Source organism: Tabrizicola thermarum (assembly GCF_003574395.1).
GTDB lineage: Bacteria > Pseudomonadota > Alphaproteobacteria > Rhodobacterales > Rhodobacteraceae > Tabrizicola > Tabrizicola thermarum.
Genome location: NZ_QMJY01000083.1, coordinates 298,275 through 315,309 on the forward strand (window position 1 = coordinate 298,275; position 17,035 = coordinate 315,309).

General features: G+C 69.0%; 16 protein-coding genes and 1 tRNA gene. 6 read left to right on the forward strand and 11 right to left on the reverse strand.

The genetic code is table 11. The features are described from left to right. Window positions 1-124: 124 nt before the first annotated feature. Entirely contained in the window at window positions 125-808 is a 684-nt protein-coding gene (hutC, locus tag D5084_RS17735; protein WP_128516836.1) for a histidine utilization transcriptional repressor HutC, read from the reverse strand. Continuing rightward, window positions 805-2,145: a formimidoylglutamate deiminase gene (locus tag D5084_RS17740; protein ID WP_128516837.1), complete on the reverse strand. Its 1,341-nt coding sequence runs from the start codon at window positions 2,143-2,145 to the stop codon at window positions 805-807. The genes hutC and D5084_RS17740 overlap by 4 nt, the downstream gene beginning before the upstream one ends. A gap of 66 nt (window positions 2,146-2,211) precedes the next feature. Between D5084_RS17740 and hutI the strand changes: the two genes are divergently transcribed. From hutI to D5084_RS18410, 5 genes are all read left to right on the forward strand, one after another. Next, on the forward strand, window positions 2,212-3,417 hold the full coding sequence (hutI, locus tag D5084_RS17745) for an imidazolonepropionase (RefSeq protein WP_128516838.1): 1,206 nt from the start codon (window positions 2,212-2,214) through the stop codon (window positions 3,415-3,417). Beyond that, window positions 3,410-4,936: a histidine ammonia-lyase gene (hutH, locus tag D5084_RS17750; RefSeq protein ID WP_128516839.1), complete on the forward strand. Its 1,527-nt coding sequence runs from the start codon at window positions 3,410-3,412 to the stop codon at window positions 4,934-4,936. Before hutI ends, hutH begins: the two co-directional genes overlap by 8 nt. An 81-nt stretch (window positions 4,937-5,017) precedes the next feature. Next, window positions 5,018-6,703: a urocanate hydratase gene (gene hutU / locus D5084_RS17755; protein WP_128516840.1), complete on the forward strand. Its 1,686-nt coding sequence runs from the start codon at window positions 5,018-5,020 to the stop codon at window positions 6,701-6,703. A gap of 133 nt (window positions 6,704-6,836) precedes the next feature. Then, complete coding sequence (locus tag D5084_RS17760; protein WP_128516841.1) at window positions 6,837-7,490, forward strand: flavin reductase family protein; 654 nt, start codon at window positions 6,837-6,839, stop codon at window positions 7,488-7,490. 308 nt (window positions 7,491-7,798) lie between these two features. Continuing rightward, window positions 7,799-7,960: a hypothetical protein gene (locus D5084_RS18410; protein ID WP_155523147.1), complete on the forward strand. Its 162-nt coding sequence runs from the start codon at window positions 7,799-7,801 to the stop codon at window positions 7,958-7,960. A gap of 11 nt (window positions 7,961-7,971) precedes the next feature. On the opposite strand, the gene D5084_RS17765 is transcribed toward D5084_RS18410, so the two are convergent. After that, window positions 7,972-8,922 carry a CehA/McbA family metallohydrolase gene (locus D5084_RS17765; RefSeq protein WP_435532686.1) on the reverse strand — a complete coding sequence of 317 codons (951 nt, stop codon included), beginning with the start codon at window positions 8,920-8,922 and terminating at the stop codon, window positions 7,972-7,974. 254 nt (window positions 8,923-9,176) lie between these two features. Between D5084_RS17765 and D5084_RS17770 the strand changes: the two genes are divergently transcribed. After that, the gene (locus tag D5084_RS17770; RefSeq protein WP_128516938.1) at window positions 9,177-9,476 is read left to right on the forward strand and encodes an ArsR/SmtB family transcription factor; all 300 of its coding nucleotides are present in this window, start codon (window positions 9,177-9,179) and stop codon (window positions 9,474-9,476) included. A 5-nt stretch (window positions 9,477-9,481) separates the two neighbouring features. Here the strand turns inward: D5084_RS17770 and D5084_RS17775 are convergent, their stop codons facing one another. From D5084_RS17775 to D5084_RS17810, 8 genes are all read right to left on the reverse strand, one after another. Beyond that, window positions 9,482-10,207, reverse strand: coding sequence for an SDR family oxidoreductase (locus D5084_RS17775; RefSeq protein ID WP_128516842.1), 726 nt, complete (start codon window positions 10,205-10,207; stop codon window positions 9,482-9,484). Continuing rightward, window positions 10,204-11,889: a glycosyltransferase family 4 protein gene (locus D5084_RS18920; RefSeq protein ID WP_162302467.1), complete on the reverse strand. Its 1,686-nt coding sequence runs from the start codon at window positions 11,887-11,889 to the stop codon at window positions 10,204-10,206. Before D5084_RS18920 ends, D5084_RS17775 begins: the two co-directional genes overlap by 4 nt. 67 nt (window positions 11,890-11,956) lie before the next feature. Further along, a complete protein-coding gene (locus D5084_RS17785; protein WP_128516844.1) occupies window positions 11,957-12,778 on the reverse strand; it encodes a metal ABC transporter permease in 822 nt (273 codons plus the stop codon). Continuing rightward, entirely contained in the window at window positions 12,775-13,608 is an 834-nt protein-coding gene (locus D5084_RS17790; protein ID WP_128516845.1) for a metal ABC transporter permease, read from the reverse strand. Before D5084_RS17790 ends, D5084_RS17785 begins: the two co-directional genes overlap by 4 nt. A 141-nt stretch (window positions 13,609-13,749) precedes the next feature. Then, window positions 13,750-14,628 carry a manganese/iron ABC transporter ATP-binding protein gene (locus tag D5084_RS17795; RefSeq protein ID WP_128516846.1) on the reverse strand — a complete coding sequence of 293 codons (879 nt, stop codon included), beginning with the start codon at window positions 14,626-14,628 and terminating at the stop codon, window positions 13,750-13,752. 7 nt (window positions 14,629-14,635) lie between these two features. Then, a complete protein-coding gene (locus tag D5084_RS17800; protein ID WP_128516847.1) occupies window positions 14,636-15,523 on the reverse strand; it encodes a metal ABC transporter substrate-binding protein in 888 nt (295 codons plus the stop codon). Window positions 15,524-15,609: 86 nt separating this feature from the next. Next, window positions 15,610-16,641, reverse strand: coding sequence for an AbrB family transcriptional regulator (locus D5084_RS17805; RefSeq protein ID WP_128516848.1), 1,032 nt, complete (start codon window positions 16,639-16,641; stop codon window positions 15,610-15,612). Between the two features lie 170 nt (window positions 16,642-16,811). Next, window positions 16,812-16,888: transfer RNA gene (locus D5084_RS17810), tRNA-Arg, on the reverse strand. Window positions 16,889-17,035: the final 147 nt, after the last annotated feature.

Genomic DNA, 17,035 nt, shown 5'->3' on the forward strand with positions numbered 1-17,035 from the left:
GCCGCCAACCCGACCCGGCCGGAGGTGCGCTGCCGAGCACCCTTCCCGACCGGACGCCGGTCCGAACACCCGCGCACCCGCAAGAGCCGCCGCCGGGGCACGCGAGTCCTGACGCGAGGCGCCCTCAGAACGTCATCGCCACCCGGTGCCCCGGCGCATGGGCCAACCTCACGAAGGTCACCGGCCCAGCCACGCCCTGCGTCGTCCGCTCGGCAATCAGCAGCGCCGTCCCCGGCGCAAGCCCCATGACCTCGGCCTCGCGCGGGGTGGCGGGCTCGGCGGTGAAGGCGATGTCCCCGGAGACGAGGCTCACATGGGTCACCAGCCATTCGTTGGCACTGACCGCCGCGAAATCGGGCGGCGGATCGGGCAGGACGGCAGGGTTCAGCCAGCGCGTCTCCAGCACGAAGGGGCGGCCACCGGCGAGGTGCAGGGTTTCCAGATAGCGCATCGGCTGGCCTTCGGGCAGGCCAAGCCGGGCCGCAATCGGCACCGGGGCGGGCTCGACCCTGTCGGCCAGCAGCTTGAACCCGTAGGCAAGCCCGCGCCCCAACACATCCAGCCGGATCACCGGGATTTCCAGCCGCGCGCGGCGCACCGGCAGCTCGGCCACCCGCGTCCCGGCGCGTTTCCTGCGTTCGATCACCCCCGCCTCGGCCAGCGCGGTCAGAGCGCGGTTGACGGTCGCCCGGGCCACGCCGAATTCCTCGGCCAATGCCTCTTCGCCGGGGATCAGCGCACCGGGCGGCCAGTCGCGCGCCCGGATGCGGCGCAGGACCTCGGCGCGGATCTCTTCCCAGCCGGTCACAGCACGTCCCGCAGGCGGCGCATGGTGGCGCGGAAACGATCGGCGATGGCCGCATGGCCGATATGGCGACCGTCGCGGACGATGTGGCGGCCGGCGGACCAGAGGTCGGAGACCAGACCATCGCGGCCCGCAAAGACGAAGGCGTCCAGCAGCTGGTCGCCTGCCAGGCCCTCCAGCCGCAGATCGTCGGTGGAAAGCGCCAGAAGATCGGCCCATTCCCCCACCGCGATCCGGCCCGTGCCGCGCCCTGCCGCCTGCGCCCCGCCCCTTGCCGCCTGATCCCAGAGAAACCGCCCGGTGGATCGGTCATCGGCCATCACGGCGCGCGCCTTGCGGGCCAGCCGCTGCGAATATTCCAGCAGGCGGAGTTCCTCGGCCAGCGAGATGCGGACGTTCGAATCCGTCCCGACCCCGAACGCGCCGCCTGCGGCAAGCCAGCCGGGGCCGTCGAAGATGCCATCGCCAAGGTTGGCCTCGGTGATCGGGCACAAGCCTGCCACCGCCCCGGTCTGTGCAAGCGCCGCGGTCTCGGCGGGCGTCATCTGCGTCGCGTGGATCATGCACCAGCGCGCGTCCAGGGGAAGGTTCGCGCAAGCCCAGTCCACCGGGCGCGCGCCCCAGGCGGCCTGAACCTCGGCCACCTCCGCCTCCTGTTCGGCGATGTGGATATGGATCGGACCGCCGGTCATCCCGGCCACCCGGTCCAGCGTCCCCCGGCTGACCGCCCGCAGGGAATGCGGCGCGACCCCCAGAACCGCGTCCGGCAGACCGGCCAGCGCGCGCCCGGCACCCTCGAGCAGTCGGGCATAGAGGTCAGGCGAGGAGCCGAACCGAAGCTGACCCCCGGCCAGCGGGCGCCCGTCCACCCCGCCCTGTTCGTAGATCACCGGCAGATGGGTGAGCCCCACCCCGACCTCACCCGCAGCCGCAGCGATGCGCACAGACATCTCGGCCGGGTCGGCATAGGTGCCGCCGCCGACCGGATGGTGCAGATAGTGGAACTCGCAGACCGCCGAAAAGCCGGCCTCGGCCATCTCGACCATGGCCTGCGCGGCGATGGCCTGCACGTCCTCGGGCGATAGGCGGTCGAGAAAGCGATACATCAGCGCCCGCCAGGTCCAGAAGCTGTCCTGCCCCGCCGTCCGCGCCTCGGTCAGCCCGGCCATCGCGCGCTGGAAGCTGTGCGAATGCAGGTTCACCGGCGCGGGCAGCAGCACCCCGTGCCCCGGCGCCTTCACCCCTGTCGTCACCTCGGCGATCCGGCCCGTCTCGATGCGGATGCGGACGTCGCGGGCCCAGCCCCCGGGCAGCAGGGCAGTCTCGGCGTGCAGGATCATGGCGACTCACTTGACTTGAATTATGTCTAGACATATTAGCCAATCCACCAAGCACAAGGCAAGCCGATGCTCCTGACCCATGCCACCCTGGCGACGATGGACCCAAGATCGGGGACCGACGGTTACGGTCTGATCCCCGAAGCTGCGGTGGCCATCTCGGGTGCGCAGATTGCCTGGGCCGGGCCGATGGCTGACCTTCCCGCCGCCTTTCGCCATCTGCCCGAGAGGGATTGCGGCGGCAGGCTGGTCACGCCGGGGCTGATCGACTGCCACACGCACGCAGTCTTTGCCGGCCATCGGGCGGTGGAGTTCGAATTGCGGCTGAAGGGTGCCAGCTATGAAGAGATCGCGCGGGCCGGGGGCGGGATCCTGTCCACGGTCACGGCCACGCGCGCGGCGACCGAGGACCAGCTTCTGGCTCTGGCCCTGCCCCGGATCGACCAGCTGATCGCCAGCGGAGCGACCACCATCGAGGTCAAGTCCGGTTACGGCCTGACGGTCGAGGACGAGCTGAAGATGCTGCGCGTGGCCCGCCGGATCGGCCGGTCGCGTCCGGTGACCGTGCGAACCACCCACCTTGCCGCCCATGCGATTCCGCCGGAATTCAAAGGCCAAGCAAGGGCTTACATCGACAACGTCGCACTGCCCTCGCTGCGTGCCGCCCATGCCGAGGGGCTGGTCGATGCCGTGGATGCCTTCTGCGAGACCATCGCCTTTTCGGTGGATGACCTTGCGCCGCTCTTCGCCGAAGCGCGCGCCATGGGCCTGCCGGTGAAGCTCCATGCCGAACAGCTGACCGACCAGGGTGGCGCGGCGTTTGCCGCCCGACATCAGGCGCTGTCGGCGGATCATCTGGAATATCTCTCGCCCGCGGGCATTGTGGCGATGGCCGCTGCCGGGACGGTCGCGGTGATGCTGCCCGGAGCCTTCTATACCTTGCGCGAAACGCAAGTGCCCCCCATCGCCGCCCTGCGCACAGCCGGGGTGCCGATGGCGGTGGCGACCGACCTGAACCCCGGCTCTTCGCCCCTCGCCTCGCTGACGCTGGCGATGAACATGGCCTGCACCCTGTTCCGCCTGACCCCGGAAGAGGCGCTTTCCGGCACCACCACCCATGCCGCCCGCGCCCTTGGCCTGACCGACCGGGGCCGCGTCGCACCCGGCCTGCGCGCCGACCTCTGCCTCTGGGACGCCGACCACCCGGCGGAACTGAGCTATCGCATCGGGGCCACCCCCCTGCACCACCGCATCTTCGGAGGCCGCCTTGACTGAACTCCTGATCCCCGGCCAGGTCACCCTTGCCCAGCTGGAGCGGATCTTCCGCCAGAAGCTTCCGGCCCGGCTGGCCGACAGCGCGCGCCCCGGCATCGAACGCGCCGCAGACCACATCGCCCGCGCCGCCGGCGGCAGCCTGGCGGTCTATGGGGTGAATACCGGCTTTGGCAAGTTGGCCAGCATAAAGATCGCCCCGGAAGATACTGCCAAACTTCAGAAAAACCTGATCCTGTCGCATTGCTGCGGGGTCGGCGCGCCCATGCCCGAGGACGTGGCCCGCCTGATGATGGTGCTGAAGCTCCTGTCGCTGGGCCGGGGTGCATCGGGCGTCCGGCCCGAAATCGTGGCGCTGATCGAGGCGATGCTGGCCCATGACGTGACCCCGGTGATCCCCGACCAGGGCTCGGTCGGCGCCAGCGGGGATCTGGCCCCCCTGGCCCACATGACCGCAGTGATGATCGGCCACGGCCAGGCAACCGTGGACGGTCAGGTGAGACCCGGCGCAGAAGCGCTTGCGCTCAAAGGCCTTTCCCCGATCACGCTGGGCGCGAAGGAAGGCCTGGCCCTCATCAACGGCACCCAGTTCTCGACGGCCTACGCGCTGGCGGGCCTGTTCCAGGCCTGGCGGGCCGCCGGTGAGGCGCTGGTCATTTCCGCGCTCTCTACCGACGCGATCATGGGGTCCACCGCCCCGCTGGAACCCGAAATCCACGACCTGCGCGGCCAACCCGGCCAGATCGCCGCCGCCGCCACGATGCGGGCGCTGCTGGCAGGGTCGGAAATCCGCGAAAGCCACCGCGAGGGTGATGCCCGCGTGCAGGACCCCTACTGCATCCGCTGCCAGCCGCAGGTCACGGGCGCGGCGATGGATGTCCTGCGCATGGCCGCCCGCACGCTGGAGATCGAGGCCAATGCGGCCACCGACAACCCGCTGGTCCTCTCCGATGGCCAGATCGTCAGCGGTGGCAACTTCCACGCGGAACCCGTTGGTTTTGCAGCAGACATGATCGCGCTGGCGCTGGCCGAGATCGGCGCCATTTCCCAGCGCCGGGTGGCGCTCATGGTGGACCCGACACTGTCCTTCGACCTGCCCGCCTTCCTGACGCCAAGGCCCGGCCTCAACTCCGGCCTGATGATCGCCGAAGTGACGACGGCGGCCCTGATGAGCGAGAACAAGCATCTTGCCCATCCCGCGGTCATCGACTCGACGCCGACCTCCGCGAACCAGGAGGATCACGTCTCGATGGCCGCCCATGGCGCCCGCCGTCTGCGGCGGATGGTGAAGAACCTGAACGTGATCTTGGGAGTCGAAGCGATGTGCGCCGCCCAAGGTATCGAATTCCGCGCGCCTCTGCGCACCTCTCCTCCCTTGCAAGCCGCAGTCCAGGCTCTGCGCACGCAGGTTCATGCGCTGGAAGAAGACCGCTATCTCGCCCCCGACCTGCAAAAGGCGGCAGCGCTGGTGGCGGACGGAACCCTCTCGAAAGCCACATCGATCACCCTGCCCGACCTCTGATTTCATCTGTCTGAAAATATCCTCTGGGGGTCCGGGGGGCGAAGCGCCCCCGGGGTCTCCACCCCGCACAGGAGCCAGCCCATGACGAACCCCCGCCACAACCTGCGTGATGTCTATCCGCCCACCGGGCCGGAGAAGACCGCCAAGACCTGGGCCGGAGAGGCCGCGATGCGGATGCTGATGAACAACCTGCATCCCGACGTGGCCGAGAACCCGCACGAACTGGTGGTCTATGGCGGCATCGGCCGCGCCGCGCGGACCTGGGAGGATTTCGACCGGATCGTCGCGTCGCTGAAGGACCTCGAGGCGGACGAGACGCTGGTCGTCCAGTCCGGCAAGCCCGTGGCCATCGTGCGGACCCATGCGGACGCGCCGCGTGTGCTGATCGCCAACTCGAACCTCGTGCCGCACTGGGCGACCTGGGCGCATTTCAACGAGTTGGACCGGAAGGGCCTGATGATGTACGGCCAGATGACCGCCGGGTCCTGGATCTACATCGGCACGCAAGGGATCGTGCAGGGGACCTACGAGACCTTCGCCGAGGCGGGGCGGCAGCACTACGGCGGCGACCTGAAGGGCCGCTGGATCCTGACGGGCGGTCTGGGCGGCATGGGTGGGGCTCAGCCGCTGGCCGCCGTCATGGCGGGGGCCTGCTGCCTCGCGGTCGAGGTGGACGAGACGCGCATCGATTTCCGCATCCGCACCCGTTATCTGGACGCCAAGGCGCGCACGCTGGACGAGGCGCTGGCCATGATCGCCGACTGGACCGCGAAGGGCGAGGCGAAGTCGGTGGGCCTTCTGGGCAACGCGGCCGAGGTCTTTCCCGAGCTTCTGGCCCGGATGAAGGCCGGAGGCGCGCGGCCCGACATCGTGACCGACCAGACCTCGGCCCACGACCCTCTGCACGGCTACTGTCCGCAAGGTTGGACGGTGGCCGAGTGGCGGGCAAGGCAGGAGACGGACCCGGCGGCGGTGGAGGCGGCGGCGCGGCACTCGATGCGGGCGCATGTCGAGGCGATGGTGGGGTTCTGGAATGCCGGGGTGCCGACGCTCGACTACGGCAACAACATCCGGCAGGTGGCCAAGGAGGAAGGTTTCGAGAACGCCTTCGCCTTCCCCGGCTTCGTGCCCGCCTATATCCGGCCCCTGTTCTGCAAGGGGATCGGGCCCTTCCGCTGGGTGGCGCTGTCGGGGGACCCGGAGGACATCCGCAAGACCGACGCGGCGATGAAACGGCTGTTCCCCGAGAACCAGCACCTGCACCGCTGGCTGGACATGGCGGGCGAGAGGATCGCCTTCCAGGGCCTGCCCGCCCGCATCTGCTGGATCGGGCTGGGCGACCGGCACCGGGCGGGGCTGATGTTCAACGAGATGGTGGCCAGCGGAGAGTTGAAGGCGCCCATCGTGATCGGGCGGGATCATCTGGATTCGGGCTCGGTGGCCTCGCCCAACCGGGAGACGGAGGCGATGAAGGACGGGTCCGACGCGGTCAGCGACTGGCCGCTGCTGAATGCGCTGGTGAACACCGCCTCGGGGGCGACCTGGGTCAGCCTGCATCACGGCGGCGGGGTGGGCATGGGGTTCAGCCAGCACGCCGGGGTGGTGATCGTGGCCGACGGGACGCCGGAGGCCGCGAAAAGGCTGGAGCGGGTCTTGTGGAACGACCCGGCCTCGGGCGTCTGGCGGCATGCGGATGCGGGGTACGAGACGGCCATCCAGTGCGCCCGGGACCACGGGCTGCGGCTGCCGGGGATTCTGGGGAACTGAGGGCGCGCCGCGCGCGGCGCTTTTTCCAGCCCAAAGGAAATCAACGGGTTGGCTGCGGGCGTTAGAGTTGGGTTAACCTTTCCGGGAGAGTCGGGGCACGCCCCGACCTACGGGGTCATTCGAGGAGACGACGATGCACTACGCCCCCGGCCTTGAGCCCTGTCCCCTGCCCTACAGCCCGTTCAAGGCCTGCACCGTGCCGCGACCGATCGGGTGGCTGTCCACGATCTCGGCGCAGGGTGTCGCCAATCTGGCGCCCTACAGCCAGTGGCAGAACCTGACCTTCGACCCGCCGATGGTGATGTTTGCGGCCAATCAGTATTCCGACGGGCGCCGCAAGCACACCGTCCTGAACGCCGAGGAAACCGGCTGGTTCGTCTGGAACATGTGCAGCTATGCGCTCAAGGACGCGATGAACATCACCGCGATGGAATGGCCGGACGGGGTGGACGAGTTCGAGCGGGCGGGCGTCACCAAGGCCCCCTGCATCGACGCCCCCGGCCCGCGCGTCGCCGAAAGCCCCGCGCATTTCGAATGCAGGTATCTGTCGACCACGCGGCTGCGCGGCAATTCGGGCCATGGCTGGGTCGATGTGGTTTTCGGCCAGGTCATGCGCATCCATGTGAAGGACGAGGTCCTGACCCCCGAGGGCAAGCTCGACTATGCCGCGATACGGCCGCTCGCCCGGGTCGGCTATCACGACTACACCAGCTTTTCCGAGACCTTCACCATGCCGATCCCCGGCGCAGAGGGTGCGGCGGCAGCGGGGTTGGAGGGGAAGGCCTGATCCGAAGCCGCCGCCTTGGGCCACCTTGACCTTGGGGGCGGTGATCGTGGCGCGGCCAGGCAGCGGGGAGCTGCTGTCCGGGAGGGGGGGACGGTGATCCGGCGACCGCAAGCCCTTGTGTGCGGCGCGGGTCAGGATTGGCGACCGTCCGGCGACAACGGGGGGCGTTTTCGGCAACCGTGCGGAAGACGGCGACCACTCCACAGAGTCGCCACGATGTTTCTTTGAATGACCATCAAATGGCCTTCGGATGGAACAACCTGTGCGTGTATTCACCCCCAAGTGGAAGCACCATAGGGAGAAGCCCGATGATCCGTTCCAGACTTGTCCAGGCCCTGTGCGGGTGGTTCCCGGTGCAAGAGCGCGAGGATCGCGTTCTGGCGCGGTTCGGGCAGTTGAAGGCCGTCCGGCAGACGCCAGAGCGCCCGCGGGTGCCGCTGTTCCTGGCGCGGAAGCCGCGGCTCGTCTGAAGCCCGCGCGCCTACAGGATGCGCGGGTTCTTCCCGGCCTCGCGCCAGATCGGGTTCGACCAGGCGCGCTTTCCGGCGGCGTCGATCACGGAGATCCTGATCCAGGGGCTGCCGAGCAGGCGATCGAGGGGCACTTCGCAGCGGGTCATCGAATGGCCGTGGACGCCCTTCGCCCCCGTCCCCCAGCCCATGGCCACGACCGAGGCCGCAGCCGAGCATTCGACGATGGCCTTGTCGCCCTCGACCCGGATGTCGCGGATCTCCGGGCCCTGGCTGGAATAGAAATCCCCGCGTTTCAGCGCCGCAAGCAGCGCCTCGGGCGTGTTTTCGGTGGCCTTGACCATGACCCAGCCGCCGAAATGGTCAGGCTCGCTGAAATGCGCGTCATCGGTGGCGATCAGCGTCAGGCGGCGGCCTTCGGTCAGGAGGAGGTCGGCGATCCCGGCCCCGTCCGGGCGGTCGCAGCCGGTGGCGCAGCCGTGATTGTAGATCTCGACCGCGTGGGCGGCGGTGATGCTGCGGGCGTCGGCAAGGGTGAGGCCGGACCATTGCGGGTGCGCAATGGCGACGAAGGCCCCGGCAGCCACGGCGCGGGCGGCGATCTCCGGCCCGGTCTCTTGCCCGGGCTCGGCGATGAAGCTGGTCGTGGCGGGCGGGGCGAAGTCATCGGGCAGACCGACGGCGAGGATGTGCCAAAGCTCGCCATTCGATTGCGCACCGGAATGAAGCTCGGCCCCGATCAGCGTGGTGAAACCCGCGTCGCGGTAGGGGCGCGTGTCGGTCATCGGATAGCCGTAAAGGCCGATGAAATGGTCGGTAAGGGCAAGGAAGTCGTAGCCCTCGGCCTTGTAGCGGCGGCAGACTTCCTCGGGCGGCAGGACGCCGTCGGAGTTGGTCGAATGGGTGTGCAGGTTGCCGCGCCAGAAGCGGCCGGGGGCGGTGAAGGCAGAGGGGCGCAGCATCGTTCGTGTCCTTTGCGCGGGGCATCACGGGAACGGGCCATCGGCGGAAGGTCCCGATCTTCGGCGGAACCTTGCCCGGAGCCGAAAACGACGGCAAGGGACAGTCGTGACCCGATGGGTTTCGTGCTATCGTTCTGCAATGTATGGTTGTTCAAGGTCATGCCATGTCGCTGGATCGGATCAGTCAGGACGCGCCGGAAGAAGGGCTTGCAGTATTGGCAGGACAACCTGAGGTTGAGCCGATTGCTCCGGCCATGCTGGCGAGCGCGCTGGGGGCCCATGCCGAACCGGCGGCGGCGCTGCTGAAGGCGCTGGGCCATGAGGGGCGGCTCTTGATTCTGTGCCATCTGGCGGCGGGCGAAAAGTCGGTGAGCGAGCTGGAAGCCCTGACCGGCCAGCGGCAGGCCGCGGTGAGCCAGCATCTGGCGCGGCTGCGGCTGGAGGGGCTGGTCACGACCCGGCGCACGGGCAAGGCCGTCCATTATGCGATCCGCGACCAGCGGACGATCGGCCTGTTGTCCTGCCTGCCGAAGCTGTTCGCCGAGGCCGCCTGATCCCCCTACCCGCGCCCGATATAGGGCATGTCGCGCGCCATGATGGTCACGAAGGGGGTGTTCACCTCCAAGGGCAGCGAGGCCATGTGCAGCACCATGCGCGCGACGTGATCCACGTCCATCACGGGTTCGACCCGGATGCTGCCGTCGGCTTGCGGGACGCCGGTCTGGAACTTCGCCGCCATGTCGGTCAGCGCGTTGCCGATGTCGATCTGCGCGCAGGCGATGTTGAAGGCGCGGCCGTCGAGACCGAGGGTGCGGGTCAGGCCGGTGACGGCGTGTTTCGACATGGTGTAGGGCACCGAGCCGGGGCGCGGCACATGGGCCGAGATCGAGCCGTTGTTGATGATCCGACCGCCCTGCGGGGTCTGGCGGCGCATCAGGCCGAAGGCGGCGCGGGCGCAGAGGAACATGCCGGTGATGTTGGTGCGGCTGACCTCGAGCCACCGTTCGACCGGGATTTCGTCGATGGGTGCAGCGGGGGCCGAGATGCCGGCGTTGTTGAACAGGACGTCGAGGCGGGGCAGCTGGGCGAAGGCGGCCTCGACCTCGGCGGGCTCGCCCACATCGGCGGTCAGGATGCGGGCGGGCTGGCCGCCTGCGGTTTCCTCCAGCGCGGCGCGTTTGCGGCCAAGGAGGCTGACCTCCCAGCCCGCAGCCAGGAAGGCGCGTGCGGTGGCGCGGCCGATGCCGGCGCCTGCGCCGGTGATGAGGATCGCGCGGTTGGTCATGGGATCTCTTCCAGGAAGTTGTATTTCAGCAGCCAGAGCGCGGCGCGGCCGACCGAGGCCACCGGATAGCGGATGGCGGCGGCCACCTCGGCCTCGGTCGCGCCGGGGGGTCCGGCGGCGGCGAAGGCCGCGAGGATCGCCTCGATCCGCGCGGGATCGTCCAGAAGGCGGCGGCGCATGGCATAGTTGCGCAAGGCGAAGGTCTCGCGCGGACCGGGGCGGTCGCCTGTCGCCACCGCGCGCAGGCGGCGGGTCTCGGCGGCGCGGGTCGTCGGGTAGGCGGCGAACATCTCGTCCGTGGCCGGGCCGACCGGCAGGTGCGCAGGGTTGCGCGGGGCGAGGGCCGGCCCGCCGGTCTGGCGGGCATGGGCCAGCATCGCCGCCTGTTCGGCCCAGAGCGCCTGCATCTGCGGGATCACCACGGCCCAGTCATACAGCGCCCTGGCCCGCGCCTGCCCCATCGCCCCCATCCGCGCCCGCAGATCGGCATCCGTGGCCAGCGTCACCAGCGCCCGGGCGAAGGCCGGGACGTCAAAGCGCGTCATCGCCGACATCTGGCCGACATATTGCACATAGGAATCGGTCCCGCCGAGGTAGCGCTGGCTGACATAGGTCGACAGCCCCGCGCGCGGCATTTCGGTGGGCACGCGGATACCCACATCCGGCGTCACGGTGTCCTTCATCCCGTCCCAGTCGGTGACGATCACCGGCAGGCCTGCCGCCATCGCCTCGATGGGGGCAAGGCCGAAGGTTTCCTGAAGGTTGTCGATGGGAAAGACGAAGATGTCGCCGCCCGAGAGCGTGGCCTTGCGGTCCTCGGGACGGGCGCCGTCAAGAAGATGGTAGCCGACCGAGGGCATCAGCCGGGCGGCGGCCCCGGCAAAGGTTTCCTGCCACAGCGGCTCGCGGAACTGGCCGCAGAAGACGAGATGCAGCCTGGCCCCGCCGAACATCCGCACTTCGGCGGCGGCAAGCTCCATCGCCAGGAACAGGGGCAGCGGATCGAACTTCTCGTCCGGGGTCAGCCGGGCGATGGTGACCGCGACGACATCGCCGGGTGCCGCCCCGATCCGGTCGCGCATCTGCCGGCCAAGGTCGCGATCGGGCCGGAAATCGTCGCAGACGACCCCAAGCGGGATGACGGGAAGCAGCGGGCGGGACGGCAGGGGCGCGCCGGGAAAGCGGTCGGCAAGATGTGCTTCGGCCAGTTCCATCAGCCGCCGGATCGAGGCCTGGACGGCGTTCGAGGTGCAGATCAGCGCGTCCCACGGCATCTGCGGCGCCGACCGGATGTCGAAGATCGTCTGCATCACGGTCCGGGTGGCCGTAGTATGGGTGACGCCGCAGATCGCCCAGGCCGCCGCCCCGTGCGCGGCGCGGCGCCAGCATTCGGAGACGGGGATCGGCGCGGGGTAGTTCAGCACCTCGACCGGGGCCATGGCGGCGGGGGCGTCCAGCCGCACGGCGCGCAGGGGCCGCGTCACTCCGGCAGCGCGGGCCATCGCCGCAAAGGCCGCGTGGTCGGCCTGGGAATGGGCCAGCGAGACGAACTCGTCGACATCGGCATGGGCGAAGAAGCCGCGCAGAAAGCCTTCCCCGGCCACGCGCCGCCCGTTGATACCCATCCGAACCGGGTCGTAGCCATCGGCGGAGAACCAGATCGCGGCATTGGTCGCAGGCATGAGCGGCGGGCACCCCGGGGTTGCTTTGTCCATGGGTAGAGGCTGCCCCGGGTCAGGGCAAGCCGGATCAGCGGGCGTGCGACAGCAGAACCCGGCGCAGGAAGGCCAGCAGGAAGACCCCGGTCAGGATCAGGATCACCGTGGGGGCCGGGGCGGAATCGAGGTGGAAGCTGGCCCAGATCCCGGCGATCATCGCCAGAAGGCAGACGAGGGTGGCCGTGACCAGCATGGCTCCGAAGCTGCGGGTGAGAAGGAAGGCGATGGCCCCGGGCGCAATGAGAAGGCCGATGGCCAGGATCAGCCCGACCGAAGACAGCGTGGCGACAATGGTCAGCGCGAGGATGGCCAGCAGCCCGTAGTGCAGGACCCCGGTCCGCAGGCCGGAGACCTGGGCCTGTGCCGGGTCGAAGGCATGCAGCATCAGGTCGCGCCATTTCAGGCTGAGCGCCAGAGTGACGGGGATGGCGATCAGCGCCGAGGTCCACAGATCCTCGGTCCCGACGCCCAGCATGTTGCCGAACAGGATGTGGTCGAGGTGCCACTGGCTTGGGAATGCGATGAAAAGCACGATGCCGGCCGCGAACATGCCGGAAAAGACCACGCCCATCGCCGTGTCGCGCTTGATCCGGCTGTTGTCGGCCAGAAAGCCGGTCAGGAGGGCGGAGCCGAGACCGGCGGCGAAGGCTCCAAGCAGCAGCGGCAGGCCGGCGAGGTAGGCCAGCACGATGCCGGGCAGGACGGCGTGGCTGACCGCATCCCCCATCAGCGCCCAGCCCTTCAGGACCAGGAAGCAGGACAGAAGCGCGCAGGGCGGCGCGATGATGAGCGCGATGAGAAACGCGTTCTGCATGAAGGGGAACTGGAAGGGCTGAAGGAGCGTGTCGATCATGCCGCCCTCGCCCGGCGTCTGGCGGCCAGAAGCCCGTGTTTCGGCGCGAAGAGGAAGGCCAGCGCGAAAAGGCCGGTCTGGAGAAGGACGATGACGCCCCCGGTCGCGCCGTCCAGGAAGTAGGAGAGATAGGCCCCGACCGCGCCGGTGGCGGCCCCGATCGTGGCGGCCAGCGTCAGGAGGCGCGGGAAACGGTCGGTCAGGAGATAGGCGGTGGCCCCAGGCGTCACGACCATGGCGACGACGAGGAAGGCGCCGACGGTCTGCATGGCGGCGACGGTGGAGGCGGAGAGGAGGGTGAAGAAGATCACCTTCAGAAGGTCGGGGCGCAGGCCGATGGTGCGGGCATGGGCTTCGTCGAAGAAGGTGACCATGAGGTCCTTCCAGAGGACGAGGAGAACAGCGGCAGAGATGCCTCCGATCAGGACGAGTTGCAGGGTGTCGGAAGGTGAGATCGCCAGCACGTTGCCCATGATGATGGTCTGGATCGAGACCGAGGTTGGAAAGACCGAGATCAGGAACAGGCCGAGGCCGAAGAAGGAGGTGAAGATGAGGCCGATGATCGTGTCGGTCTTGAGCCCGGTGCGGCTGGTCAGGAACAGCATGGCGGCGGCGGCGAGGCCCCCGGAGAGGAAGGCCCCCAGGGCGAAGGGGAGGCCGAGGATATAGGCCCCGGCCACGCCCGGGACGACGGAATGGGAAAGCGCGTCGCCGATCAGGGACCAGCCTTTCAGCATCAGATAGGCCGAAAGGAACCCGCAGACCCCGCCGACGAGGGCCGAGACCCACATCGCGTTGGTCATGTAGGCGTAGGCGAAGGGCTCAAGCATGGGCAGCGCCGCGCAGGTGGGGACGGTTTTCTGAAGGAGCGCTGCCGCGCGAGGCTTTTGTCTCGCCGTCTTGCGTGAAGGACGCAAAACGGCTCGGGGCGCCTCCGGCGGGAGTATTTGGGAAAAGGGCAAGCATGGGGATCACTTGTCCCCCTTGCGACCGTACTGGACGAAGGGGCGTTCGTCATCGGTGAGGATCGAGACCTCGCGGGCGTCGTCGTCGTCGTGCAGGTCGGTGCCGCCGAGGGTGAAGTGGCGCAGGACGCCGCCGAAGGCGCGTTCCAGGTTGGCGCGGGTGAAGGTGGTTTCGGTCGGGCCATAGGCGAGGACTGTGCCCTTCACCAGCACGGTCCGGTCGCAGAAATCCGGGACCGAGCCGAGGTTGTGGGTGGAGACCAGCATCACATGGCCTTCGTCGCGCAGGTCGCGGAGAAGGGCGATGATCTGTTCCTCGGTCGTGACATCGACGCCGGTGAAGGGTTCGTCCAGAAGGATGATCCGCCCCTCTTGCGCCAGCGCCCGGGCCAGGAAGACGCGTTTCTTCTGGCCGCCGGACAGCTCGCCGATCTGGCGGTGGCGGAGGTCTGAGAGGCCCACGCGGGCGAGGGCTTCGTCCACCTTGGCGCGGTCCTGCGCCGAGGGGCGGCGGAGCAGGCCCATGTGGCCATAGCGGCCCATCATCACCACGTCCTCGACGAGGACGGGGAAGGACCAGTCCACCTCTTCGGCCTGCGGGACATAGGCCACGAGGTTCTGGCGCAGCGCGTCGCGGACCGGCATCCCCAGAAGCCGGATCGTGCCGCGCGCCACGGGGACGAAGCCCATGATCGCCTTGAAAAGCGTGGACTTCCCGGCGCCGTTCACGCCCACCAGCGCGGTGATCGTGCCTTGCGGGACCCGGAAACTGGCGTCGGTCAGCGCGGTCAACCCGTTGCGGTAGGTGACGGTGACGCCTTCGGCGAAGATGCCTTCGCCCCCTGCCCCGGCCGCGCCTGCCATTTCGCCTGCACTGTCGCGCATCACGCCCTCAATCCGCCGGGGTCAGGCCCCTGGCGATGGTTTCGGTGGTGACCTTCAGAAGGTCGAGATAGGTGGGAACCGGGCCGTCCTCGGCCGACAGGCTGTCGACGTAAAGGACGCCGCCGAAGGCCGCGCCGGTTTCGCGGGCGACCTGTTCGGCGGGGGCGGAGGAGACGGTGCTTTCGCAGAACACCGCCGGAATCCGGTGGGCGCGCACCCCGTCGATCACCGCGCGGACCTGGCGCGGCGTGCCCTGCTGGTCGGCGTTGATCGGCCAGAGATACAGCTCTTGCAGGCCCAGATCGCGGGCGAGATAGCTGAAGGCGCCTTCGCAGGTGACAAGCCAGCGGCGGTCCTCGGGTAGGGCCGCGATCTGTGCCTTGAGCGGGTCGAGTGCCGCCGCGAGCCGCGCCTTGTAGGCCTTGGCATTGGCGGCATAGGTCGCGGCATTGGCGGGATCGAGGCCGGAGAACGCCTTTTCGATGTTGTCGACATAGATCAGCGCGTTGTCGATGCTCATCCAGGCGTGGGGGTTCGGGCGGCCGTCATAGTCGCCCCCGGTGATCGAGATCGGCTGCACCCCGTCGGACAGGGTGGCCGCAGGCACCTCGCCCAGGTTGGACAGGAACTGTTCGAACCAGCGTTCCAGACCCAGACCGTTCCACAGGACCAGATCGGCCCCGGCAGCGCCGACGATGTCCTGCGGCGTGGGTTCATAGCCGTGAATCTCGGCCCCCGGCTTGGTGACCGAGACGACCTCGACCGCCTCGCCGCCGACGTTGCGGGCCATGTCGGCGATGACGGTGAAGGTGGTGACGACCTTCAGCGGCGCTTCCGCAAGGGCGGGCAGCGGGGCAAAGAGCAGGGCCAGCAGAAGCAGGCGACGGGTCGGCATGAAGGCTCCATCAACACCGGGGCGATTAGAATGTAAATGAGAAGCATTTGCAAGAACGCAAGTCCCTGCCCCGCGATGGCGGTGAGTCAGTCGCGTGCAAGCAGGGTGCGGAACAGAAGCGGCGCGCAGACGATGACGATCAGGATGCGGACGACGTGATGCAGGGCGACGAAAGCCACGTCGGCGTGGATCGCCAGCGCGATGAGGCCCATTTCGGTCAGCCCTCCGGGGGCGAGCGCCAGCATCGCCTGGTCAAGGCCGACCCCTGCCCAGGCCTGCATCGCAAGCCCCGCAAGGGCCGCGACGGCCAGGGTCAGCACCGTGGCCCCGAGGCTGAGAAGCCCGGCCTTGCCCAGCATCGCGGTCGGGATGCCCTGAAAGCGGCAGCCGAGGATCGTGCCCAGCACCACCTGCGCGGCGATCACCAGCAGCCCGGGCGGGGCGCTGTCGGTCAGGCCGGTCAGATGCGCGGCAGCCGAGAGTGCCAGCGGACCGAGGAAAGTCGGCGCGGGCAGGCGCAGGCGCGTCCCGAGGATCGCCCCCAGCACCGCCGACCCCGTCAGGAGCGCGGCATCGACCGGATCCAGCGGCCTGCCCTGGGGCGGGATCGAGCTGCCGACGTCATGATTCAGCACAACGCGGAAAAGGAAGGCCATCAGCGCGATGGTGATGACGATGCGCAGCGAATGGGCCAGCACGATGGCCGGCACCTGGGCGCCGCGCGCCTCGCCCAGCTCGATCATCTCGGTCAGCCCGCCGGGCATCCCGGCGAAATAGGCCGTGGTCCAGTCCTGCCGCCCGACAAAGCGGTACCAGGGCACGACCACGGCCGCGACGGCAGCCAGATAGACGAGGAGGATCGACAGGGTCACCAGCGCCTCGCCCGCCTGGCCGATCACGGCGGGGGTAAAGCGCGAGCCGAGCAGCACGCCGATGATGGCGACGATCGCCGGGCGCAGGCGCGTCGGGCCCCGCACCGGCGCCCCGGCAACCGAGGCGACCATGGTGGCAAAGAGCGCGCCCAGCATCCAGGGCAGCGGCAGCGACAGGGCGTGGAACAGGCCGCCGCCAAGGGTTCCAAGGGCAAGCCCCGCCGCAGTTCTGGCAAGATCAGGCACGGAAGACGTCCACCTTCGCGCGGTGAAGCCGCGCCGACCCTGTGTCGCCGGGCGGCGTGGGAATGTCCAGACCGGGGGCGCGGTGACGCAGGCGCGGGGTACTGGCCACCGGGTACCGGGATCGGCGTCAGGCCGGGGTCCGGGGGCCTTCGGTCGGCAGGCGATGGAGGTGGCGCACCCAGCACGATTCGAACGTGCGACCTTTGCCTTCGGAGGGCAACGCTCTATCCAGCTGAGCTATGGGTGCCTGAGCGCGTCCTTACCGGAAGGTCGCGCGGGTTTCAATGGCAAACGGCGGCAAACGGCGCGGCGGACGATGCGCGCGCCCCGCGTTCAAGCACCCGTTGCGGAAACGGATTTCCGCGCGCAGTCATCCTGTTGACCGAATCACGGG